Origin of the sequence: Microcoleus sp. B4-D4 (assembly GCF_036705185.1) — a bacterium.
Lineage (GTDB): Bacteria > Cyanobacteriota > Cyanobacteriia > Cyanobacteriales > Microcoleaceae > Microcoleus.
The window spans coordinates 1-23687 of record NZ_JAUBTX010000063.1; the positions used below are offsets into that span (position 1 = coordinate 1).

General features: G+C 46.4%; 23 protein-coding genes. 8 read left to right on the forward strand and 15 right to left on the reverse strand.

What is annotated here, in order from left to right:
* Positions 1-620 precede the first annotated feature (620 nt).
* Complete coding sequence (locus tag QUB13_RS27560) at positions 621-899, forward strand: hypothetical protein (RefSeq protein WP_333387551.1); 279 nt, start codon at positions 621-623, stop codon at positions 897-899.
* A gap of 10 nt (positions 900-909) precedes the next feature.
* Here the strand turns inward: QUB13_RS27560 and nadB are convergent, their stop codons facing one another.
* The 3 genes from nadB to QUB13_RS27575 all read right to left on the reverse strand — a co-directional run bounded on the left by nadB (position 910) and on the right by QUB13_RS27575 (position 5259).
* Positions 910-2562: an L-aspartate oxidase gene (nadB, locus tag QUB13_RS27565; RefSeq protein WP_333387553.1), complete on the reverse strand. Its 1653-nt coding sequence runs from the start codon at positions 2560-2562 to the stop codon at positions 910-912.
* Between the two features lie 703 nt (positions 2563-3265).
* On the reverse strand, positions 3266-3700 hold the full coding sequence (psbU, locus tag QUB13_RS27570; protein ID WP_333387605.1) for a photosystem II complex extrinsic protein PsbU: 435 nt from the start codon (positions 3698-3700) through the stop codon (positions 3266-3268).
* 572 nt (positions 3701-4272) lie between these two features.
* On the reverse strand, positions 4273-5259 hold the full coding sequence (locus QUB13_RS27575; protein WP_333387555.1) for an adenylate/guanylate cyclase domain-containing protein: 987 nt from the start codon (positions 5257-5259) through the stop codon (positions 4273-4275).
* A 730-nt stretch (positions 5260-5989) separates the two neighbouring features.
* Here QUB13_RS27575 and hisF point away from each other — a divergent pair.
* Positions 5990-6760 carry an imidazole glycerol phosphate synthase subunit HisF gene (hisF, locus tag QUB13_RS27580; protein ID WP_194008152.1) on the forward strand — a complete coding sequence of 257 codons (771 nt, stop codon included), beginning with the start codon at positions 5990-5992 and terminating at the stop codon, positions 6758-6760.
* 596 nt (positions 6761-7356) lie between these two features.
* Entirely contained in the window at positions 7357-7698 is a 342-nt protein-coding gene (locus QUB13_RS27585) for a low temperature-induced protein (RefSeq protein ID WP_333387557.1), read from the forward strand.
* A gap of 211 nt (positions 7699-7909) precedes the next feature.
* Here QUB13_RS27585 and QUB13_RS27590 read toward each other — a convergent pair whose 3' ends face one another.
* Entirely contained in the window at positions 7910-8926 is a 1017-nt protein-coding gene (locus tag QUB13_RS27590; RefSeq protein ID WP_333387559.1) for a sulfate/molybdate ABC transporter ATP-binding protein, read from the reverse strand.
* Between the two features lie 307 nt (positions 8927-9233).
* Between QUB13_RS27590 and argC the strand changes: the two genes are divergently transcribed.
* Positions 9234-10292, forward strand: coding sequence for an N-acetyl-gamma-glutamyl-phosphate reductase (gene argC / locus QUB13_RS27595; RefSeq protein WP_333387562.1), 1059 nt, complete (start codon positions 9234-9236; stop codon positions 10290-10292).
* A 231-nt stretch (positions 10293-10523) separates the two neighbouring features.
* On the opposite strand, the gene eno is transcribed toward argC, so the two are convergent.
* Positions 10524-11804 (reverse strand): phosphopyruvate hydratase, encoded by a 1281-nt coding sequence (gene eno, locus QUB13_RS27600; RefSeq protein WP_194008157.1) that lies wholly within the window; start codon positions 11802-11804, stop codon positions 10524-10526.
* Positions 11805-12230: 426 nt separating this feature from the next.
* Here eno and QUB13_RS27605 point away from each other — a divergent pair, with 426 nt between their 5' ends.
* On the forward strand, positions 12231-13151 hold the full coding sequence (locus QUB13_RS27605) for a calcium-binding protein (protein WP_333387564.1): 921 nt from the start codon (positions 12231-12233) through the stop codon (positions 13149-13151).
* Positions 13152-13486: 335 nt separating this feature from the next.
* Here QUB13_RS27605 and QUB13_RS27610 read toward each other — a convergent pair whose 3' ends face one another.
* The 3 genes from QUB13_RS27610 to QUB13_RS27620 all read right to left on the reverse strand — a co-directional run bounded on the left by QUB13_RS27610 (position 13487) and on the right by QUB13_RS27620 (position 15149).
* Complete coding sequence (locus tag QUB13_RS27610) at positions 13487-14137, reverse strand: Maf family protein (protein ID WP_333387566.1); 651 nt, start codon at positions 14135-14137, stop codon at positions 13487-13489.
* 114 nt (positions 14138-14251) lie between these two features.
* Complete coding sequence (psbP, locus tag QUB13_RS27615; protein ID WP_333092984.1) at positions 14252-14791, reverse strand: photosystem II reaction center PsbP; 540 nt, start codon at positions 14789-14791, stop codon at positions 14252-14254.
* 145 nt (positions 14792-14936) lie between these two features.
* Complete coding sequence (locus QUB13_RS27620; RefSeq protein WP_194008161.1) at positions 14937-15149, reverse strand: chlorophyll a/b-binding protein; 213 nt, start codon at positions 15147-15149, stop codon at positions 14937-14939.
* Between the two features lie 238 nt (positions 15150-15387).
* Between QUB13_RS27620 and QUB13_RS27625 the strand changes: the two genes are divergently transcribed.
* Complete coding sequence (locus QUB13_RS27625; RefSeq protein WP_333387569.1) at positions 15388-16083, forward strand: hypothetical protein; 696 nt, start codon at positions 15388-15390, stop codon at positions 16081-16083.
* Positions 16084-16611: 528 nt separating this feature from the next.
* Here QUB13_RS27625 and larB read toward each other — a convergent pair.
* From larB to ispF, 5 genes are all read right to left on the reverse strand, one after another.
* Entirely contained in the window at positions 16612-17385 is a 774-nt protein-coding gene (larB, locus tag QUB13_RS27630) for a nickel pincer cofactor biosynthesis protein LarB (protein ID WP_333387572.1), read from the reverse strand.
* Positions 17386-17731: 346 nt separating this feature from the next.
* The gene (locus tag QUB13_RS27635) at positions 17732-19504 is read right to left on the reverse strand and encodes an ABC transporter substrate-binding protein (RefSeq protein ID WP_333387574.1); all 1773 of its coding nucleotides are present in this window, start codon (positions 19502-19504) and stop codon (positions 17732-17734) included.
* A gap of 28 nt (positions 19505-19532) precedes the next feature.
* Entirely contained in the window at positions 19533-20108 is a 576-nt protein-coding gene (locus tag QUB13_RS27640; protein ID WP_333387576.1) for a PIN domain-containing protein, read from the reverse strand.
* Entirely contained in the window at positions 20086-20631 is a 546-nt protein-coding gene (locus tag QUB13_RS27645; protein ID WP_333092990.1) for a hypothetical protein, read from the reverse strand. Before QUB13_RS27645 ends, QUB13_RS27640 begins: the two co-directional genes overlap by 23 nt.
* A 44-nt stretch (positions 20632-20675) precedes the next feature.
* A complete protein-coding gene (gene ispF, locus QUB13_RS27650) occupies positions 20676-21155 on the reverse strand; it encodes a 2-C-methyl-D-erythritol 2,4-cyclodiphosphate synthase (RefSeq protein ID WP_333387578.1) in 480 nt (159 codons plus the stop codon).
* A 71-nt stretch (positions 21156-21226) separates the two neighbouring features.
* On the opposite strand from ispF, the gene QUB13_RS27655 reads away from it, so the two are divergent.
* Positions 21227-21664: a hypothetical protein gene (locus tag QUB13_RS27655; protein ID WP_333387580.1), complete on the forward strand. Its 438-nt coding sequence runs from the start codon at positions 21227-21229 to the stop codon at positions 21662-21664.
* A gap of 47 nt (positions 21665-21711) precedes the next feature.
* On the opposite strand, the gene trmD is transcribed toward QUB13_RS27655, so the two are convergent.
* Positions 21712-22407 (reverse strand): tRNA (guanosine(37)-N1)-methyltransferase TrmD, encoded by a 696-nt coding sequence (gene trmD, locus QUB13_RS27660; RefSeq protein WP_333387582.1) that lies wholly within the window; start codon positions 22405-22407, stop codon positions 21712-21714.
* 170 nt (positions 22408-22577) lie between these two features.
* A complete protein-coding gene (locus QUB13_RS27665) occupies positions 22578-22763 on the reverse strand; it encodes a hypothetical protein (RefSeq protein ID WP_194067580.1) in 186 nt (61 codons plus the stop codon).
* On the opposite strand from QUB13_RS27665, the gene QUB13_RS27670 reads away from it, so the two are divergent.
* Positions 22762-23655, forward strand: coding sequence for a cyanophycinase (locus QUB13_RS27670; RefSeq protein WP_333387583.1), 894 nt, complete (start codon positions 22762-22764; stop codon positions 23653-23655). The two genes, QUB13_RS27665 and QUB13_RS27670, sit on opposite strands and share 2 nt — an antisense overlap.
* Positions 23656-23687: the final 32 nt, after the last annotated feature.

Consider the following 23687-nt stretch of genomic DNA (forward strand, 5'->3'; position numbering starts at 1 on the left):
TTTTTAGCTTGGTTTGATGGCGCTTGCGGCAAGTAGTCAACTATAATCAGACCGCTTTCCGTCTGTCGTGCCGGATGTGGCAGCTTATTTGCCTTCCACTCTTAGCCACGCGGTTGTGTAACTTATGCCTATTGCTTTGGCGTAGTCAGGTAGTTTCATTTTCGACCTCCTGACTACATAATACCATTATTGACTACTACTGCTTATAAACTTAATAAAGTTTTAGAATACCAAATCCGGGTAAGATGCCCCAATCCATGATTTCGTAAAAGCACGTTGCCACTACGAACAATTTTTGCCTCTTTCCTCGTCTTTTAGAGAGCTGCAGCCTACAACTCGAAACCGGGTTATTTGCCGAATTTCGGGTCTGCAACGCGCTTTTCGTCAAAAACTCGGTTTCTAGTTCCCTATGCGTCAGTCCTAATTAAAAGATTCAAAAACTGAGCTAGAAGACCAAATTTAAATCGCCAAAAAGTCTTTATTTATAATCTTTTACGTAAGTTCACGAAAATTAAGTAAAGTAAATATAAAGATATCAGTGTAAATACGGAAAGTGATAGATATAATAGGTTTTACAGACCTGCATCTACTTCGGTGATTTGAATAAGGCTATAAATACTATGCGTACTTTGATTCAGCTCACAACAACGGCTACCCTGGCTGTATGCTTGCAAGTGAATACGATCGGCATCGCAAATGCCGCTACCATCACAAAAACGGTTCGTAGTGCGGACTTTAGTCCGCAACAAGTGAGCGGACGCCAGGATACACTACGAACCAATCCGAGATCGACCTCCACATTTTTGGCAGCCGCCGAAACTTCTAGGTCTGGAAAGACCTCAAAATATGAACCAGACCCCAACGGGAACCCGAAAAGTGACGGTACGGGAACGCGCTGAGACCAATTTTTTAATCTTCTATGAGATCAGATTTGTACCAATTCGATTGGTTAATTAAAGTGTGCCTGCACCAATCTCGATCGGTAAGTGGATAGTCCACACGATAGTGGCCGCCGCGACTTTCCGTGCGAAACGCAGCACTTTTGAGAATTAAGTAACCAATATCCAATAAATTGCCAAGTTCTCCCCAATTTCGCAAAACCGAGCTATTTTCCGCATTATCCGGCGAAAAATCAATAGTTTGTCCGGGCGGCAAATTATCAAGCGTTTGACTCAAAGGCAAAGAGGCAAATTCTTGCCGCCAAATCTCAACTTGGACGATCGCACTTTCCAAATCTCGCATTCCCCGGCAAATTCCCGCACTCTGCCACAGCAAGCTCGGCAATTCCACCCGCAATTTTTCGATCGTCTCAATCTCCTGTGGAGAAATCGATTTTTCCCAAATTTCCCCTACATCGACCTCATCCGTGAATGGCTTGGACTTTTCACCTTCCACCTGCAAAAGTCCCATCTGCGCGCCAAAAACCAGACATTCCAGCAGCGAATTGCTCGCCAACCGATTAGCGCCGTGCACCCCCGTGCTGGCAGTTTCTCCCACCGCGTACAAACCCGGAATCGAAGTTTGGTTAAACTTGTCAGCCACAATCCCTCCCATCCAGTAATGGGCGGCGGGCGTCACCGGCACCGGTTCGGAAAAAATATCAATTCCCCAATCAGCGCAGACTTGAATAATATTCGGAAACCTGTAGCGCAGCCGATCGACCGCAATCGGGCGCAAATCCAGCCAAACATGAGGTTCCCCCGTCTTCTGCAAATGGCGAAAAATAGCGCGGCTGACAACATCGCGAGGCGCAAGTTCCCCGCTGGGGTGAGAGTCAAAAGCAAAGCGATATCCCTTGCTGTCAACCAAATGAGCTCCTTCTCCCCGCACCGCCTCGCTAATCAGAAACCGGGGCGCGCCAGCTTTACTTAGCGCCGTCGGGTGAAACTGCACAAATTCTAAATCTCGCAGCAGCGCCCCGGCGCGCCACGCAATTGCCACCCCGTCTCCGGTACTCACCGACGGGTTGGTGGTTTGAGCAAAAACCTGTCCGCCGCCGCCTGTCGCTAGCACCACAGCCGGTGCCCGCAGCCATTTGACTCGGTTGCCACAAATCGCACTAATGCCCTGACAGCGGCCGCTTTCGTCGAGCCACAGACTCAATGCAAAGGCGGGGGATACGACTTGAATGTTTTGGCGGCTCAATACTTTTGCTGTCAGGGTACCTATCACTGCTTTCCCTGTGGTGTCGGCGGAGTGGAGCACTCGGCGGCGGGAGTGGGCGGCTTCTAGGGTGAGGGCTAAATCTGAGCCGGCGCGATCGAACGCCACGCCCATTTTCACGAGGGAATCTATGCAATCGGGAGCTTCCTCGACCAAAAATTTGACCGCTTCCAAATCGCAAAGACCGGCTCCTGCAGCCACTGTATCCTGAACGTGCAGCGCTGCCGAATCTTCCGGGGCGATCGCCGCTGCAATTCCTCCTTGGGCCCAATCGCTGGCAGAAACAGGCAGGGTATTTTTATTAATTGAACCCACCTGTAAATGTTCTGGAAGGCAAAGTGCCGTGTACAAACCGGCTGCCCCAGCACCTATCACTAATACATCAAATTTGTCAGTCATAAGTCTGCCGATTTTAGATTTTAGATTTTAGAATTAACTCTCAATATGAATTTTGGGGCGATAATTAATGTCTGTCGATTTTATCTGATATTTCTTGTACTCATTCACAAATCATCTGAAAAGCATCTGCGTCTATAGCGGTTCTCAATACAGTCAGGTATGCCCGGTTTGGCCTGTGCCCTATGCCGAGAGCACCTCATGTTACGAACGAAAGGCTATATCTGTGTTGATCACCCTTTCATCTGCAGTTTATGTATTAGTCGAGGATTTATGCAACTCCAGTCTATTTTAGATTGAGCCTACAAATGATCTCGTTTCCGCTTGCATCGGAATGATTTAACCTTATTAGTACACAGAGTAAGTAGAAAGGCGTAAATATTTGTAGTTGGGATGAGGCAGGAGTCAGGAGACAGAATGCAGGAGGGATTGGGGTTTTAGCCTCATTTATCTTTCTTAACACAGTTGTGTTTTTCCCCACCGACTTACACAGAGGGAGAGAATATATATCTGAATCATTCCGATGCTACCGGATTTGATTTTAATCTCGAAAACGCCCTGATTTCAACCTCGCAAATTTTTGCCAGCTTTGCCGAATTCTGGAGAAATTAAAGGCAGAAGTCATCAGCCTCTAGAAAATTTTTTTTCTTTCTGCTTTCTGCCTTCTGCCTTCTGCTTTCTGCCTTTAAAGGAGGCCCGCTGCTATTTAGTCGTAAAAACCGTTGTTCAACCTGTTGTCTCCTTCAATAAATATTGAATCGACATCAGTTACGGTGAATTTGTCCAGGTTAGCCTGCAGCACCTTTTTCTGAGGGTCCGTTAAGCCTGAAATGTTGAGTACGTCCTCAACGTCTTCGTAAGGAGCATTCTTAATAATTAGTCCAGCTAAAGTAGGATACAACCCTCGAAATTCCCGAAAGTCCCGCACGCCGCTGTTGTTCAAGTCAATTTTTTGGCCATATTCTGTGGCAAGTTTGTCATCGGCGCGATTTGTTCTAGTCGGAACGTCAAGCACTATAAGCGAGGATGGTGGTAAGACGAGACGGCTCAATGTCGCCGCGCTCGCGCTTTGGTCTCCTGCCCATGCAAAGCAGCCCAGCACTAGGCCCAATACTGCCAATAGACGACCCAATCGTTTCATGAAGTTTTGTCTCCCAATTTCATGCAAAGCATTTATTATGTAGAGACTACCATTTTGCTTATGCAGTTTGTTAGATAAATCCCCAGCACCCGTAGAAACGTCAAAAAAGTTTACATTCAAGTATTGACATTGCGGACTATATATGATATTAGTCGCCGGTGAGGCGATCGGTTGATTTTTGACGCTGCACCTAGTTTTTTACCAAAAAATTGGGTCTAAAGCCCCGTCCTTCTAGGACGACTTTTTATTCTTGGTCGTGATAATATTGTAATGTGGCTAGGGTATTCAACCACATTAAAAACCCAGTCGCCTGAAGGCAACGCACCTTGAAAACTGAAGTTATGGGCGATCGCGCAGAAAAGCTGGCGCGGGTAAAAACTTCGAGCAACAAGTACCAGAGAAACCTGTATTTTGGGTTTTGAATTGTACCGTGGGGCACCAGGGAACAAGACTCTGCAATGAGTCGAAAGCTTGAGGACAGAACCATCTTGCGGTAAGTACAGGAAGCTGTACTTATTAAGTGGACTGAATGATACAAGAATCTCTGCCCTTCTAGGGCCCAGAGTTGTCAACTATTCAGAACTCTTTCCTTTGGTTTTGAGAAAAGCGTTCAAGTCAGAATAAGTACCGCCGTAAGTCACGCTGGGAGTTTCGTAACCTTTTAAAGCAACGGTGTGCTGCTCGAAAGCACCCTCGGCACCCAATTCGGTCAGGTATTTGTAGGTGGTTTCTCCCACGGCGATATCTTTGCCGAGTTGCTTGGTGCAAGATTCTAGGCGAAATGCTGCGTTGACAGTATCTCCCAAGGCGGTGTAGTCCGATCGATCGCTGCTGCCAGAATTTCCCACCATTGCATAACCGGTATTGATGCCAGCCCCTACTCGCAAAGGAAAAGGCAGGGGGTAACGGCTGCTGAGCTCGTCTGTGGCCTTGTGCAGTTGGCTCAAGGCTTGGCAAATCCGCATCATTTCCTCGGTGCTGACACCGCTTGTTTTGTGAAACCACACGGCCATGATCGCATCGCCGATGTATTTGTCCACCCAACTGCCGTGTTCGCGAATGATGTGTCCTGCTTTGCGGAACCAATTCCCGATGACTTCGGAGAGTAGGGTTTCGTCTAGCTGTCTAGTCAAAACGGTAAAATCTCGGATGTCCATTACCATGACGGTAATCAGGCTGCGGACGGTCAAAGTCGCCGTAAAATCTTCTGAGTCTGTCTCGTGTATGTGATCGATCCGGCGGCCGGAGGCTGGGTTGTAGAAATCCAATTCAGTTTGACCGAAAATAATCCGATCGCCATTTCGGAGCGTCACAGGAATACTCACCCGCCGCCCGTTGACAAAGGAACCGTTGCGGCTTCCCAAGTCGATCAAGTAAAACTCTCCGGTCTCCATTTGCTGTAACATCGCGTGATTGCGAGAAATCCAGCGATCGGTCAATACAAAATTATTGTCATCATTCCGCCCTACTGTCCAGCAATTGCTGCCGGAGAGCGGCAAGTAGCGATTGCCGCTTTCTGTACGAAGTAACAAATGTGGATTGGCTTGCAAAGTCACCACAGCCCTAGAAACAACATCAATTCTACCGATTTGAGGTTTTCAACTTTCAATCTTAACTTTAGTACGTGGCTCATAACTAAGATTGCCAGTAAAAAACCTTAAATCGGCTGTTCTCAAAATTTAAAATTATTTAGTCCATCCTCGATGCACCGAACCCGTACAGGATTGCCTAACCACAATACGATCGCCAGCAAAGGTAGTTATGTTTCGATCTTAAGCGAAAGTGTCATATTTTTCACGCCAGAGATGTATCTCAGGAGTTAAATTTGCTGCTTTTTGCCAAAAAAAAACTGGCAGATGGCTCTGTACCTTAACCGAGAATTATTAAAACATCATTTACCTGTAAGATTTGTTACTTGACTTCTAATTTTGCCAGATATCAACAGAGCCTGTTCCGGGCAGTTGCCACTCCTGGCTTGAAGTATCTGTCAACAATAGCATTTGAGATTTTAGATTCAATAAATTGGGTCAGTAACATGAGGTGCTCTCGTGGCCCGCGCAGGGCATGGGCCCGCGCAGGGCATTGGGCATCTTGCCCGAAGAGCGAAGTCGAAGGGTGGCCAAACAGGGCATACCTCACCAAGCTTGAGAACCGCTATATCATGTCCGATCGATTACCATAGCAAAAATCGATCGGACACGATACGACTTACTGCATAATGGTTTCGGTCGCGAGGCTACAGTTGCATTTTTTTTGGGAACTGGTATAAATTACAAACACGAGAATTTTATGTTGTCAAAAAGAATTTTGCCTTGTTTGGATGTCAAAGCCGGCCGCGTAGTCAAAGGTGTCAATTTTGTCAACCTTAAGGATGCTGGCGATCCGGTGGAAATGGCTCAGGTATACAACGATGCGGGTGCTGACGAGTTGGTGTTTCTGGACATTACCGCGACTCACGAAGACCGGAACATTATGATTGATGTGGTATACCAAACTGCCGATCGAGTATTTATCCCTTTGACTGTCGGCGGCGGCATCCAATCCTTGGACACGATTAAAAGTTTGTTGAGGGCGGGCGCTGATAAGGTAAGCATTAATTCAGCGGCAGTGCGCGATCCGAGTTTGATTGACAAAGCCAGCGATCGATTCGGCAATCAGTGCATTGTAGTGGCGATCGACGCCCGCAAACGGCAAGATGCCGATAATCCAGGTTGGGACGTGTACGTGCGCGGGGGGCGAGAAAATACCGGGAAAGATGCGATCGTCTGGGCCAAGGAAGCCGCACAGCGCGGTGCCGGCGAAATTCTGTTGACTAGCATGGACTCTGACGGAACTCAAGCGGGTTACGACTTGGGATTAACCCGCAGCATCGCCGAAGTTGTAGAAATTCCGGTGATTGCTTCCGGCGGCGCGGGTAACTGTCACCACATCTACGAAGCGGTGACTGAGGGTAAAGCAGAAGCCGCACTCCTGGCTTCCCTCCTACATTACGGGCAACTGAGCGTCGGAGAAATTAAGACTTATCTAGCACAACATCAAGTTCCCGTGCGGCTGCAGTAACTTAAGGAGTTATATCAATTCCGGTTGCACCGTCAGGTGATTGTTGACTGTTGACTGTTGACTGTTGACTGTTGACTGTTGACTGTTCACCGTTGACTGTTGACTGTTGACTGTTGAGTTAAGAGGGCGGGCACGGTGGCACCGCCCCTACTGACTGTTGACTGTTGACTGTTGACTCGATTTTATGATTTCGATGCAACGGGAAACGATATTACGCATGGGACAAAAAACCCGGTTGCTCGATCGATCTCTGTCGAATAGCAGCCACGATTCTCAAAAACACCGGGTTTTTTGCCTTAGCGAGCAGAGCAGGCTCAGATGCTGCCACAGATACTCCCATCTCAAATCTCAATCGGACTTCAGTGATGCACCAGACTCATCTATCGGAAGACACAAAGCCAAAATATTCCCTGAGAAGGATTTCAAATCTCCGTTTTTTTGGCTAAATATTATATATTACCTCAATTTAAGAAAGAGGCACTGCTCAAGGCTGTTGCTTTTATCCAACTTGAGCTAAAGATTGTACAGAATTTGAACGAGCTTCAGCCTGTTAACAATCTCAGCAATGAAAATTTGTAAAAATGGAGAAAATTTGTATGTCTTTTATCAGCTTTAATCTTCCTGCCAAGCGTTTTGTTCGCAGTTTAATAGCTGTTTGTTTTTGTGCATTGATGTTTGTTTCCAATGCTTTCCCAGCTTTTGCCGTTACCAGCAGCCCCACTAAAGGTGAAGCTCAACTTTTGGGGATTGAGAAAGAAGCTCAAAAAGCTGCTTTAAAAGATCCTATGTCTCTGGAAGAAACTCAAGACAAAGCTAACGAAGGGATTAATGAAGTTCAGGGAGATGCTGACAAAGAGAAGATGAAAAATCCTTCTAACACAAGAGCTACATCTTTTGAGCAACAAGTCAAAAAAGCTGTGAGCAACATTAAAGACTAACTCCACAGTTATCAGCCTAAAAAATTAGGGGCAAGGCAATGCCGTGTCCCTTGATTTTTGTGTGTTTGCTCTCCATTTATATCGGTTTCAGGTTGCATCAAAATAATAAAATCGAGCCAACGGTCAACAGCCAACAGTCAACAGTCAACAGTCATGACGAGTGCAACCGAAATTGGTATCAGAGGGTTCGATCGCTCGATCGCACCCGATCTCAGATAGAATAAAAAAGCGGAAAAGATTTGGCACCTTTCGGCTTGACGAACACTCTTTGCTGCGGCTGTAACAGCAATTGGTCAAACTTTTCTCTGGTCAAATTAGCATTGAGCACTTGACCGTCATCTAAAGTTAATTCTACCTGAATTTCCCATCCCAAATGAATCAAGCGACTGATTCTTGCAGGCACTGTTGCACTATTTTCTGTGGTTTCAATTACTACGTCGTGAGGGCGCAAGAAAATTTCGGGGTTGGCTGAGTCAAAGCCGTTTTCTTGAAACATTCTCGAACTGCTGGGTAAGACATTGACGGGGCCGATAAAACTCATTACAAATGCACTAGCAGGATGGTCGTAAATTTCTGCGGGCGTGCCTACTTGTTCGATTTGACCTTTATTCATGACTGTAATGTGATCCGCAACTTCCATCGCTTCTTCTTGGTCGTGCGTCACAAAGACGGTGGTAACGTGCACTTCGTCGTGCAGTCGGCGCAACCAAGCGCGCAAATCTTTGCGGACTTTAGCATCAAGAGCTCCAAAAGGTTCGTCTAGTAGCAACACTTTCGGTTCCACAGCCAGAGCTCTTGCTAGGGCGACGCGCTGCCGCTGACCGCCTGAAAGTTGCGACGGGTATCTATCGCCCAATCCTGCTAATTGCACTAAATTCAACAATTCTTCTACCCGCGATTTGACTTTGGCGGGTGCAGTTTTCTGAATTTCCATCCCGAAAGCGATGTTTTTTCGCACTGTCATGTGCTTGAAAAGCGCGTAATGCTGAAACACAAACCCAATTTTGCGGTCTTGAACGCTGGTATTTGTGGCATCTTGGCCTGTCAGCCAGATTTTGCCGGAGTCGGGCATTTCTAAACCTGCAATCAGTCGCAGCAGGGTAGACTTGCCGGAACCAGACGGGCCTAGCAATGCGACTAGGGAACCTGATTCAATTTCTAAACTGACTTTATCGAGTGCTTGGAAACTGCCAAACTGTTTACTGACATTTTCTACGACGATACCCATAGGAAGTTCGGCAACGGATTAGTGTAATGGATTTAACGGATGGATGATGAGCTGCGAGGTTCGAGGAAAGAGCGAAAAATGTTAATCCCCGGTTTATGGATAGGTTTATGTAAGATTTTATAGCACGATCGCGCATCAGTTACTTAATTTTATGGTCTTACCTGCCTCTGGAAAGCCCGAAAATTCTCTAAAATGCACCTCCATCACAAAACAATATAATTCTTTGTCACCAAAGTTGGCGTTTGGTACTATAATGCAGCAAAAGTTCAAGCGTTTTTGACTTCAACGGCTGAGGGGATAAAGGAAAATGGGAGATGTTGGACGTGTGCCTGTAGGAATTATCGGCGCTTCAGGTTACGGCGGCGTGCAACTTGTGCGACTGCTGGCAGATCACCCAGCGGCGGAAGTAGTGTATTTGGGCGGGGATAGCAGTGCGGGAAAACCTTTTTCCAGCCTTTATCCGCATCTGACTAACTGCATTGACTTGACTATTGAGGCGATCGACTTAGATCGAGTAGCGGAAAAATGTGAAGTTGTGTTTCTGTCGCTGCCCAACGGTTTAGCTTGCCAAATGGCACCGAAGCTGATCGAAAAAGGGTGCAAAGTCTTGGATTTGTCGGCTGATTATAGATTTGAAAATCTAGAAACTTACAAAGCTTGGTACGGTGGCGAGCGATCGGACTCTGAACTCGCTGCTACCGCTGTTTACGGTTTGCCAGAATTGTATCGCGATCGCATTAAAGACGCTCAATTAGTAGGCTGTGCCGGTTGCTACGTCACCGCTAGCTTGTTAGCCCTCGCACCCTTGCTAAAACAAGGTCTAATCGTGCCAGAAACAGCAATTATCGACGCTAAATCAGGAACTTCGGGAGGGGGCCGCAAAGCCGAAGTTAATCTGTTATTAGCAGAAGCTGACAATTCCATAGGCGCTTACGGGGTTGGCCGCCACCGCCACACGCCAGAAATTGAGCAAATTTGCAGCGATTTAGCCGGACAAGATATCAAAGTCCAATTTACTCCCCACCTGATACCGATGGTGCGGGGAATTTTGGCAACTGTTTACGCAAATTTGCGCGATCCGGGATTGGTACGGGAAGATTTAATCACGATTTTCAACGCTTTTTACCGCAATTCTCCTTTAGTAAAAGTCTTGCCGGCTGGGGTTTATCCGCAAACAAAATGGGCTTGCGGCACGAATCTTTGTTACATTGCCGTGGAAGTCGATCCCCGCACTGACAGAGTAATTGTGATGTCGGCGATCGACAATTTAATTAAAGGCCAAGCCGGTCAAGGCATTCAGTGCATGAACTTGATGATGGGTTGGGAAGAAACTTTGGGTTTGCCACAATTGGCTTTGTATCCTTAATTGGGCATGGGGCATGGGGCATGGGGCATCGCTGGTTCCCAGGCTCTGCCTGGGAAACGATGTCCAGAGGCTCTGCCTCGAAAAGCGATCGTAAAATTACCCAAAGTCTTTGGATCGAAAAGCGATCGGGAAATTGGAGGCAGAGCCTCCGGATCTGCGTCCCCAGGCAGAGCCTGGGAACGAGGATTACCCATTCCCAATTACCCATTCCCAATTACCCATTCCCAAATTTTACTTTGGCCCGTAACCGATCGCACCAGCATAGATCGCCCGATCGCCCAATTCGTCCTCAATCCGCAACAAACGGTTATATTTAGCAACCCGTTCGCTGCGACACAAAGAACCAGTCTTGATTTGACCGGCGCGAGTCGCTACCGCTAAATCAGCAATTGTGGTATCCTCAGTTTCACCAGAACGGTGGCTGATGACCGATCGATAGCTGTTTCGTTTGCCGAGGTCGATCGTATCCAACGTCTCCGTCAAAGAACCAATTTGATTCAGCTTAATCAAAATCGAATTGCTAGCCTTCAAATCAATTCCCTTTTGCAAGCGCGTGCGATTAGTCACAAACAAATCGTCACCCACCAACTGAACTTTGCTACCCATTTTCTGAGTCAGCGCCACCCAACTATCCCAATCGTCTTCGTGCAAACCATCTTCAATAGAAACGATCGGATATTGACCAGCCAAACCATCCAAATAATCGATTAATTCCGCCGGCGAATGAGCCACACCGTCGTAAGTATACTGCCCATCTTTGTAAAACTCGCTAGCAGCAACATCCAAAGCCAAAGCAACTTGTTCCCCAGGCTTGTAACCAGCTTTTTCAATTGCCATCATCAACAAATCCAAAGCTTCCTGATTGGAACCCAAATTAGGAGCAAAACCGCCTTCATCGCCAACACCAGTCAGCAAATTTTTGTCTTTCAAAACATTAGCCAGACTAGCAAATATTTCTGCTCCCCAGCGCAAAGCTTCCTTAAAAGAAGGAGCTCCCACAGGTACAATCATAAACTCTTGAATGTCTACATTATTGTCCGCGTGGGAACCACCGTTGATCACGTTCATCAAAGGTACGGGTAAAACGTTCGCTAAAGTGCCGCCCAAGTAGCGATAAAGGGGGAGTCCTAAAGTCTCGGCGGCAGCCTTTGCCGTGGCTAGGGAGACTCCGAGAATGGCATTGGCTCCGAGGTGGGATTTGTTGGGGGAACCGTCCAAGTCAATCATGGTTTGGTCTACCAGTGCTTGGTCGATCGCATCCAAATTAGCCAAAGCAGGGGCAATTTTGTGCTCGACGTTAGCAACAGCCTTCAAGACTCCTTTCCCGCCGTAACGGTTTTTGTCGCCGTCTCGCAATTCGTGGGCTTCAAAAGAGCCTGTAGATGCACCGCTGGGGACTTGGGCGAGGCCCACAACACCGTTAGCTAGATAAACTTCAGCTTCAATGGTGGGGCGGCCGCGGGAGTCGAGAATTTCTCTGGCTTGAATAGATTCGATCGCAGTGTCTTGCATATTAACGATTCCTGACTTAACTCAATGGTTTATGACAATTAGCATTCAGCAGGCTTTCGGTAACTGACTGCTAACGGGTAATAGAGTACGCGATCCCCACAATTATTAGCGCTCATTTCAAACTTTTTGCGGATTTGGGCGATCGCTTTGGTGTCAACAAGCAATATTTGTTGAAAAATGATCTTAGATCATTTTGACAGTAAGTTAATTTTTTTCACAGCAGATTCGCGCAGAATAGTTAATTGCAACCGGGAGCATCTGTGCGGGAGCATCTGTAGCTGTCTGGCGCGCGAGGGGAGCAAGCGCACGCGAGGGAGAGCAAACGCACAGTAAAAAAATGCTTGTTGCAAAGCCCCAGATGCTCCCATTGAAACCTTTGTTAAGATCGGAAGATCGACAAACTCAATCAAATAGGAAAAACCTCAAATGTTAGAAACAAATCCTGGAGAAGTTAGAGCATTAGCTGAAAACGCCGACCCCATAATTCCCGATCCCCCAAACATCAGATTACTGACAGGGCCTTTACCAAATTCAGGTAGCGATCCCAACTTTTTTGACCTTACTCCCAATGACGATATCGTTCAATTAGCTAACGGCATTCTCCGCAACACTCCCGGAGGTTTGCGGGCCTTAGCCGGCGACGATTTTGTCCGAGGTTCTGGCGGTGCCGAACTGATGAATGGGAACAGCGGCAGCGATACTTTAATCGGAGGTTGTGGGAACGATACTATTCGCGGCGGTCAAGATTTGGACATCCTGTACGGAGAATGCGCTAACGATGTTCTGAGTGGAAATTTAGGCGATGATGTAGCTTACGGAGGTACGGGAAATGATTTTGTTCGAGGCGGTAAAGGCAGCGATAATTTAGTAGGTGAAACTGGCAATGATACTCTGATTGGTGATGCTGGAATCGATCGACTTTGGGGAGGAGAAGGTGCAGATTTATTTGTCCTCAGAAGAGAAGCTGAAGCAACTTCGGGAGAAATTGGTTCAGATCAACCACGTCCTGCTGGCAATTTTCTGGGTCAAGTAGATGAAGTGCCGGCAGATTTTATTCTCGACTACAATTCTGCCCAAGGTGATGTAATTGGATTGGCGGGAGGATTGACGCGAAATGACATTGTTTTGAGCGAAAGGTTTTTAACAATTGGTGATGCCAGAGATTACGACAGCAGCGGCCCTTTTCCTCCCGGACAGCCCCGAACTCTTGATTTTAGAGTGTTAAATACTAAGGCGACGGTGATTCGAGAAGCTAGTACCGGCAATATTTTGGGTTTGGTGAAAGATGTTTCGCCTTCTCAACTTCAGTTTATCTCTGTATCCGACGGGGCGATCGCCCTTGGATAGGATTTGTGAAAAAAACCAGTTTTTTTTGTTTTGATGCGTAGCCCAGAAACCGGGTTTTTGCCAGAAGAATTCGTTACAATGCAGAAACTCCAAAAAACCCGGTTTCTTAGATTCGCGCGGGTGGCCAGAAACGGGTTTTTATGAAAAAACCTCGTTAAGCTGTTCTACATTTAAACTGTATGTCAAAAAACAATAAAACTATTGTGGGGTGGGCTTTGAGCATCACCCTGAACATACAATTTAAATGTCCGACAGCTTACAGGTGTAGAAACCCAAAAAAACTCAGTTTCTTGAATTAGATTCGTAGACCAATTTTCCGATCAATCCAGCCAACATTAAAATTTCCAAAAATCCGCCACATCATATCCCATTTCGCCCAGCATTTGCCGCAGCAGAGGCAAACTCAACCCGATCACATTCGTGTGACAGCCCTCGATTTTTTCCACAAAAAATCCGCCTTTACCTTCCAGCGCAAAACAACCAGCACAGGCGAGGGGTTCTCCGGTAGCGACGTAGGCCGCAATTTGGCGCGAGGTAACTTCGGCAAAATGAACTTTTGTAACTTGATAGCGAACTATCGATCGCTCGATTGCGCGATCGAAACTATCAAATCTCGTATCAATTAAAGCATGACCCGTATAAAGTTCGCCAACTTTACCGCGCATTTTTTGCCAGCGCAAAATTGCTTCTTCGGCATCCTTCGGCTTGCCGTGAATTTCGCCATCAATGACCAAAATTGAATCGCATCCCAACACCAAACACGATTTGGGATTGGGGATTTGCGGGTGAGAATTAGCCAGCAAAAAGCTAGCTACAGCTTCAGCTTTTCCCTCTGCTAAAACTTGGACTAATTGAGTAGCGTCCCTCATTTGTATTTGCCCTTCATCAAAGTCGCTGGGGCAAATCACAGCTTGAATCCCAGCACTATTTAGTAAGCTGCGGCGCGCCGGGGAAGCTGAAGCCAATACAAAAGTTGGAATTTTCATAATTTAAGAAGGAAGAAGGAAGAAGGAAGAAGGAAGAAGGAAGAATTTTAGACTGACAATGCCCCATGCCCCATGCCCCATGCCCCATGCCCTGTTTGCCCAATTCCCAATTTCCTAATAAACAGAGAAAGATTTAACGACTTTCTCAAAAGCTTCTTTTACCTTCGGCCAGCGTTCTTCGGTAGTGGAAACGTTAATGGTAAAAAGTTTGCCGCGGCTGACGGCTACGCTGGCTAAGTTGTGCCGTTCTTGGTTTGGGAGTTTGACTGCGTATTCTAAAATGTAATAGCTTTTCGATCGCGATTCGCGAGCTTCTGCACTGATTAATTCAGCTTCGCGGCCAGAATCTGTCGAGACGAGGGAATTTTTGCTAAGCTTGTATCCCACTTCCGTCGGCGTTCCCAAATCTGCCAAAGTTTTCCCCTTTGCGACTGGACTGATTACCACGCTGACATTCTCGGTTTGCTGGATCAAATCGCGGAACACCACATCGGGCCCATTAGAAACTGCGATCGGCAGCCAGCCATTAGGATAAAGAAATTGATAGCCGTCGCCAGTATCAATGTGGCTTTTGAGTCCGGTCACTTGAGACACACAACCGGTCAAGGTGAGGCTTAGAACCACCAGAAGTAGGGCCGCAATTCGTTTGAGCATTATTTTTACGCGAGTAGGGTAACACTAAAATATTTAATTTTAATTATCTCACCAAACCTAGCCCCTAAAAATAGTTAAGCTATGGATTGCCATTTGTGCATCGCTGGCAAGCCATAGCCGTCAAGTTTAATTTTTAACAAAATCATTACAGGTTGGTTAGCCAGCTAATCAGTCCGTGCTTGGTCGAAACTTCTAAAGCCAAGAGAGAAACAAAGCCAATCATGGCAAGGCGGCCGTTTAAACGTTCTGCGTAGGGGGTAAAGCCTGTGCGGGGTTCGTCATCGATGTATACTGTCGGCTCGATCGCAAAATTGTTCATTTTACCTTGGTCGTCCAGCATTAAGCCTTTGTTAGTCATGTCTGTTTCCTAAATTGTTTTTCATGTACTGTAACTAAATGTAACAGACTTATGAAGAAATGTAAAGGATTGCGTAATTTTTTTTTTCAAATACCCTATTTTGACCTGAGTTTCCACCAAAAATCCCACAGTAGACAAGCTCTCAACCCTTATATAATCAATTATTCGCATATTCGCAATTTTCAAATCTCAAATCCTCTCAGAGTAGACTCTGAGCCCAAGACGGGGGAGGATAGAGTTGAGACGTGCAGAAGTCGATGGTGTGTGGCAAATCCGGTCTGGGTTTGACGAAAATTGTGGAACGGAGGAAAAGTTTATGCGGGCCAGTCTGGAAATGCGGTGGTTTTATAACGGTGCGTTGCCAAAATCGATCGGGCAATGGTTTGGAAGCGATAGTCTCGGAGGGTATCTGTCGCCTCCAGAAGAGCGCGAAGACATATATTTGCTAGTACCCGGTTGCGACTACTTGGGAGTCAAGTTGCGCGGGAAAGCCCTAGAAGTAAAGTGGCGCCAGGGAGAGTTAGGGGCGATGCAGTTCGGCAACCGCTGGGAAGGCAAGGCCGAGAAGTGGCTCAAGTGGGTTTGTGCCGACACGATGGCGCCGGTATCGGCGGATATTCTGGCAACAGGAAAGTGGATGGGAGTCAAGAAAAAGCGAGCGCTGCGTCTTTACCAAGTTTCAGCCCCCGGTTCCTTAATGTCTGTGCCAGTAGAAGCCCCAGTTCCCCAAGGTTGCAGCGTCGAAGTTACTCAATTGAACATTAACGGCAATCCCTCTTGGACTTTGGGATTTGAAGCATTTGGCAGCGAAAGTTGTCTGACAGAAAACCTGCAAACAGTAGCTAATTGGACTACCAAGACCTATCAGGCTCAAAAGTTGAAAGCAGAGGATTCTTCCGGTTATCCGCATTGGCTGGATGCTCAGGGCGGCTGAGCTTGATGTTTGGGATATGTCTGCATTTGTTCAAACAATCCCTAGGGCGGGCGTTCTGAACCCGCCCTCAAGAATATAGCCTTTCTCAAAAATGTGAAAAATCAGTCGATTTGAGATTGTAGATTGTAGATTTTAGATAGCTCCTTACCAGGCAGAGCCTGGTAATGCAGATCCAGAGGCTGTGCTCTCTTGAACCTTGGGCTTTGAGAGAGAAGACTTGCATTGAGTCAGGGAACCGATAGAGAAACCGCAGATTCAAGGTCGATAATTAAAACTGCGATCGCGCGTCCGATCGATTACCATAACAAAAACGGTTTGTAGTGCGTTCTGGAGTCCGCTCTTAAACCGAGGACTCCAGAACGCACCTTTCCCAGAAACCAGATTTTTGTACCAAAATCCTTCACTGCAATCCGCCGAAAAAGTAAAAAACCCGATTGCTTTATCGGAAGTGCGTCCAAAACTGTTCGGGATAGTTTCTGTTGGGAGTACAATGCAAGTTTAAGGCAAGTTAAATGCAATACAGCTTATTTAATTTTTCCCTACTTTGTCAGCAGTTCTCAGAATTTGACAAGCTAAAATTGCCGCCCCAAATCCGTTATCAATATTAACCACACCCACACCAGCCGCACAAGAATTAAGCATAGTTAAAAGAGGAGCAATCCCGCCAAAACTCGCGCCGTAACCCACACTCGTCGGCACAGCAATCACCGGACAATCTGCCAAACCCGCAACCACACTGGCCAAAGCACCTTCCATACCCGCAACCGCAATCAACACATTAGCATCGGCAATAACGTGTCGGTTGCTCAGCAAACGGTGAATGCCGGCAACTCCCACATCCCACAAACGCCGCACCTCAAAACCGCAAAGTTCCGCCGTCACAGCAGCCTCTTCCGCCACAGGCAAATCCGCCGTTCCCGCACTGATAATAGTCACAGTACCCGGATGCTGGCGAGTTGGGGAATCAGCAGAAATTGCACAAATTCGAGCCTTTTGGTAGTAGCACAAATCGGGTATTTTTTGTTGCAGTTGCTCGAAAACTTCCGGTTCAATTCGCGTCGCCATCACCACAGGATTTCGCCCACGCATCGCCTCGACAATCTCAACAATTTGGTCTGGTGTTTTCCCTAGGCCCAAAATGACTTCAGGAAAACCAGTTCTTAAGGTGCGGTGATGGTCAATTTTGGCAAAATCGCCTACTTGTTGAAAGTCAAAATGCTTTAATTTATCCAAAGCTGCGGTGGGACTTACATCGCCCGCCGCCACAGATTCGAGTAATTTTTGTAAAATTTCAGGCTGCATAAATATTAGTCAGTTGTCAGTTGTTAGTTGTCAGTTGTCAGTTGTCAGTTGTTAGTTGTCAGTTGTTAGTTGTCAGTTGTTAGTTGTCAGTTGTCAGTTGTCAGTTGTCAGTTGTCAGTTGTCAGTTGTCAGTTGTCAGTTGTTAGTTGTCAGTTGTTAGTTGGTAGGGGCGGTGCCCCCGTGCCCGCCCTCTTAGTTGTCAGTTGTTAGTTGTCAGTTGTTAGTTATCAATAACCAATAACAACTAACCAATAACAACTAACCAATAACCAATAACAACTAACCAATAACCAATAACCAATAACCAATAACAACTAACCAATAACCAATAACCAATAACAACTAACTATTCTGCCATTTTCAGTTCGTACAAATTCCAGAAAGCACCACCGATCGCACTATAGCGAATTCCCGAAATGCGATCGCGCACCGCCTCAAAAGTTAGCGGATTTACCATATAAACAAAAGGCACTTGTTCCGTTATAATCCGCTGCGCCTCCCCATAAAGCTCCTTGCGCTTCGCCTCATCAAGCTCTTGGGAAGCCTTCACATAAAGGTCATCGATTTTTTGCTCCCATTGGTACACTTCCCAACCCTTAATCGGCGGTTCTCCAGCTTGCGGGCCCTGGTTGAAACTGTGCAAAGTCCCATTAACAGACCAAATATTGTAGCCGCTGTGCGGTTCAGTACCTCCCGTAAAACCGCCGAGGTAAGTATCCCAATTCCGCGTCAGCCGCAGCTTTTCTACGTAAGTATTAAAACTCAGGAACTGCGTGTCAATTTGCATCCCCAGTTTGCCCAAATCTTGCTTAATTTGCGTGGCCATTTGTTCCCGAACTTTTTTCCCTGCAGCTATCAACAAAGTAAATCGGACTTTGTTGCCCCCAGCATCCAACAAGTCGCCGTTACTATTATATTTAAAACCAGCATTCAACAGCAACTCTTTCGATTTTTGCGGATCGTAATCGTAAGTTTTTAATCCCTGTTCTGGAGACAAGTAAAACGGACTTTGTGCCGGAATTGGGGAATACAGGGGCGCGCCAAGTCCGCGATAGATATTGTTAGTCATGGCGGATCTGTCTATACCGTAGGCTACGGCCTGCCGAAATTCCTGATTGGTAAACCAGCGAGACTTAACCGGGTCTACAAACGGCTGATTTTGAGCATTGCGCCCCTGATTCAGATTGAAGGTCATAAACACACTACCAGTGTCCGGGCCGCCGTTGAAAACCGTATATTTGCCGCGTTTTTCCTCTCGTTTCAACAGAGGGAACACCTCTGGCTGCACGTCCAGAGTATCCAAATCGCCCGATCGAAAATTCAGCAGTTGATTGTCAGTATTTTCAATAATTTGCCAAACAATTTGCTGGATGTAGGGCTGAGCATTTCCCTCAGCATCTTTGCGCCAAAAATACGGATTTCGTTCCAAAACCACGCGCTGATTGGGAGTATAGCTTAGCATTCGGTACTGACCGTTACCGACAATTTTTTTCGGATCGGTATCTGTACCCCAAGTAGACAGGAATTGGGAGTTGCCACCTGCATCGGTATTGCTGACAGCTTCCTGTAAAATATGAGCTGGTAAAATTGGGATTCCTCCAGCATATCTAATAAAAGGAGCAAAGGGTTCTGCAACGGAAAATTCTACGCGGCGGCTGTCAATTTTTTTGAGTTTGGGGAATTGGCGACTCATGCCAACTCTCAGAGTATCTTTTAAACCGCTAGGGATTTTGTCATTGAAATAAATCTTTTCATAGCTGAAGATAATGTCATCTGTTGTCATGGGTTCGCCGTCAGACCATTTCAATCCCTCTCGCAGGGTGAAGACAATCTTTTTGCCATCTTTAGATACTTTCCAGGATTCTGCTAAACCTGGTTCTAGCTGCGATGTCAAGCCGTTTTCGTTAATCAATCCCTCGTACATATAGCCAAAAACGCTGTATGCAGACTGATTTAGCGGGTAGTTGAAGGTAGACGGGCCGCTGGGGGTGGGAACTACGAGTCTGTTGGTTAATTGCGATCGGGCGGGACGACAAGCAGACAGACTGATAGTGGCAATTAGAGCTAGCAAAATAGCCAACCAGCGGCGCTTTGAATGTAAAATAGAGAAATTTTTCATAATAATTTACTGTACCATCTACGTGCGATTATGACTGAGATTGTAGCCAACCTAGAAAATCTTTAGTGACCGAGAAATACTTGGTTATTCCTGCTTCTCGCAAAGCATCTTGAACCTCGGGAAGTTGGCGAAATTCTTTGATGTTCCCGCTTAGAAATGCTTTGGTTTCTGTGGGGTGCAAGCGGGCATGACTCAGGATACAGTGTAGAATCAAATTGTCTGTTGGATCTTTGGTAATGAGAGTTTTGTTTAAACTTGCTTGAATAATATTAGCTGTTAAATCAATCATCTCAGCATTTTGAGACAACTGCTCAATAGATTCGCGCAGACGCAAATTTATATCCTCTAGTCGTCTTTCATAGTCGATTTTAGACTGACCTAAGTTGAAAAATAGAGACCGGGCATGGTGTGATGTCAAATCTCGGTTAGCCTCACTGATTTGATTTTTAAGTTGCTGTTTAAAATAGTTGTGTCGCTTCACTTCGTCCTCTAAAGCAGAGAAAGATTCCATGTAGCAAATACTCGGTATTGTCAACTCTACAGATGCTGGCGTTTGCATCAGCAACGTACTTGCTTGAGGGTCACGCCCTGTGGCAATACTCATCAAGAAGTTTGTCTCTATATACAAAATTACCAAGTTGTACTCCTGATTTTGTTGTTCCACCAGCCAGCCTTTGTAACAAGCCAATTCTTGCTATCTGTTCTGATGCTGCTGGCATTTCCGATTTCCAATTATATGCTAAGTCTTCCAGCCATGATTCGATTAGACTCTCTAAGTAACGCTCAGATATCCATTTTGTACCAAATTCAGGCTCATAAGAATGAAGTATCTTAGCAGTGTTTAGAGTGCAAACAGGCTTAGATAAATTTTCTCCGTTCCATTTGAAAATCAGAATTTCTTCGGTGTCAACGAACATGGCATAGGGAATTATGGTGCGCTGCTCGGATATCTTAGCTAACACAGCTTTCATCCAAGATATCATGTAGTCAGCAATCCTCTGCTTTGCTGCTGGTTCTTGAGCTTGAATAATTTTGACCTCAATTAGCACGACTACCCGATCGTCCTTATCGAGAGCGATGATGTCAACGTCGATCGGTGTTGTAATTTCCAAGTTTTCGGCTAGCATAGATTTGACTCCTAAATGGGTTGAAAATCCTTAGAATCTGACAACTATTTTAGCATCAACAAAACTACAGCATAGGCTGCAATTCCTTCTTCTCTCCCCACGGGGCCTAACTTTTCGTTTGTAGTAGCTTTGATGCCGATTTGGTCTGGTTTTAGTTGTAGAACACCAGAAAGCCGATCGCGCATTTGCTCAATATGCGGTTTCAGCTTTGGACGTTCGGCCACCACCACCGAATCAATATTGCCGATTTCCCAGCCTTTATCTAATATTAACTGATTGACTTGTGCCAGCAATACGAGACTATCAGCACCTTTCCATTTCGGGTCAGTCGGCGGGAAATACAGGCCGATATCTCCCAAGCTGAGAGCTCCCAGCATCGCGTCCATAATCGCGTGGGTGAGCACGTCTGCGTCGCTGTGCCCTAATAAGCCTAATTCGTGGGGAATGTGTACGCCGCCGAGGATTAGGGGGCGTTCTGGAACTAAGCAGTGAATGTCGTAGCCGTTACCGATGCGGATGTTCATGTAAAATTGAGGTTTGGGAAGTATAGCAAAAAACAATTATTTCATATTTGTGAGGAGATAGCTGAAAAAGAATGGTCTTGATTTACGGACTTTGCGGTAATTGTAGCAAAGACATACAGATGTCGGTTGGTCAGTCTGTGTTCGACAAAAAACTTGTCTGGCATCTATCTTATAGCTGTCCTTATTGCTCTGAGGCAATCGAGTTAGATAATACTGATGCTATGCCTAACGAAATGAGAAAAGAGATTTTAGCAAAAGAAGGGACTTGGAACTTGATTGTATTGGAAAAAGAACAACGTGCAACAGTTGTAATAAAAATTCTGCGTGAGGCTATGTCGTTGTCCTTAGCTGAAGCTATGAAGCTAAAAAAGAAGATGCCTGGTTCTGTTTTTATCGGAACTAAATCTGAGACAGATCGACTAAAACAGCTTTTAGCTGCTGAAGCTTTGAAAGCTGAGATCGGCAGAAGTGTTACAACAATCGGCGTTGTCGATCGAATTGGGCTATGAGTTGGCCCGATAAATCATATGAGATAACTTCTTCTTTCTCCCTTCTCCTATTCTCCCCTTTCCTCCAACCACCGATCGTACAAATCCAGCCGCCTTTGGCGAGTTCTTTCAATTTGCTGTTCCCTGCGCCAGCGAGCAATTTCTGCGTGATTGCCAGACAGCAATACATCGGGAACCTTCAATCCCCGGAAATCGGCCGGTCGAGTGTACTGCGGATAATCCAAAAGTCCGTCTTCAAAACTCTCAAACTTCAGCGAATCTTCCTTTGCTACAGTTCCCCGCAGCAATCGCAAAACCCCATTTATCAAAGCCAAAGCCGGAATTTCGCCCCCGGTGAGCACAAAATCGCCTAGAGACACTTCGCGAGTTACCAAATGCAGGACTCGATCGTCCACACCTTCATAGTGCCCGCAAATCAACACTAACTGATCGCGCCCGGTGGCGAACTCCCGAAACATCGGCTGCTGCATCGGTTCGCCCTGCGGAGTCAGCAAAATCACCTCCCGCCTCGGTAACACAGGTAGCGACTCCACCGCCGCAAAAATCGGTTCCGGCTTCATCAGCATCCCCACTCCGCCCCCGTAAGGCTCATCATCCACTCGCTGGTGCTTGTCTGTGGTAAAATCGCGGGGATTGACAAAATTCACCTCAGCAATCTTTTTAGCTAAGGCTTTGCCCATCAGTCCCGATGCTAGGGGAGCGAGAAAAAATTCTGGAAATAGAGTTACAACGTCAAATCGCAAAATAATTGGAATTTATTGATACATCTCCTCTAGTTTGACCCTTAGAGGGATATCCGTTTTCAGTAATTGCATTATTATTTATAATTTCTTATAATTTGTGAGAACTTTTGCAAGTTAAATCCTCTTCCTTTGTCTGGTGTCCGGTTTTGTTGTACAAAAATAATCAGTTCTCAGGACAGCGGATCGAGTAAACTCGCCCCCAAACTGCCCGATCGCGCGTGAGGCGATTCTGGCTCGGGATAGTTACGGCGCCCGCACATCACTGCTACAAAAAAATATTTACTCTTAAAAAGCCCAATTCTACCCACAACCACAGCAAAATTGAATTTCACATCCACCAGAGGAAGACACACCATGCAGCAGTTGACATCTCCAGCCCTCGAACAAAATCTTCCCCAGCGCATCAAAACCTCGATTATGGTCATCGGAGGAGCCGAAGACAAAGTTCACGGGCGAGAGATTCTGAATACCTTTTTTTGCCGTGCTGGGGGTACAAACGCTCGGCTGGCGATCGTTCCTTGCGCTTCGCGAGACCCCGAAGGAACGAGCAACCGCTACCGCACTATATTTGACGAAATGGGCGTTAGTGCTGTCAAAGTAGTGGACATCCGCGAACGCCAACAAGCCGAAAATCCCGTCTGGAAAGATTATTTAGAAGACTGTACGGGCGTATTCATCACAGGTGGCGACCAACTGCGGCTCTGCGGGCTACTGGCGGACACCCCGCTGATGGAGAAAATTCGCAAAGAAGCTCAAGAAGGCAAGATTACCCTCGCCGGCACCAGCGCGGGTGCTGCGGTGATGGGATATCACATGATTGCAGGTGGGGGAAGCGGCGCGTCGCCGAATCGTTCCTTAGTAGATATGGCAAACGGACTTAACATTATTCCAGAGATTATCGTCGATCAGCATTTTCACAACCGAAACCGCATGGCTCGCTTGCTGTCGGCTGTGGCTTGCTATCCCGATCGCCTCGCTATTGGTATTGACGAAGATACCTGCGCCTTGTTTGAGGGAGACGATACTATGAAAGTTCTCGGTAAAGGCACTGTGACTATTGTTGATTCTCGGGAAAACTTTTATACCAACGAGTCTCAAGTAGGAGCGACAGAACCCTTAAGTCTGTTCAATATGCGCTTGCACGTTCTGTGCCACGGAGATTGCTACAATATGCCCCTAGGCAAACCGATGGCATCGGCAGCTTGTTCGGAGTCTGGCTGGCCTTCGGAATGTCGCACAGCTAACTAATGCAGAATATTAGAGTCATTGATTCGGGAAAA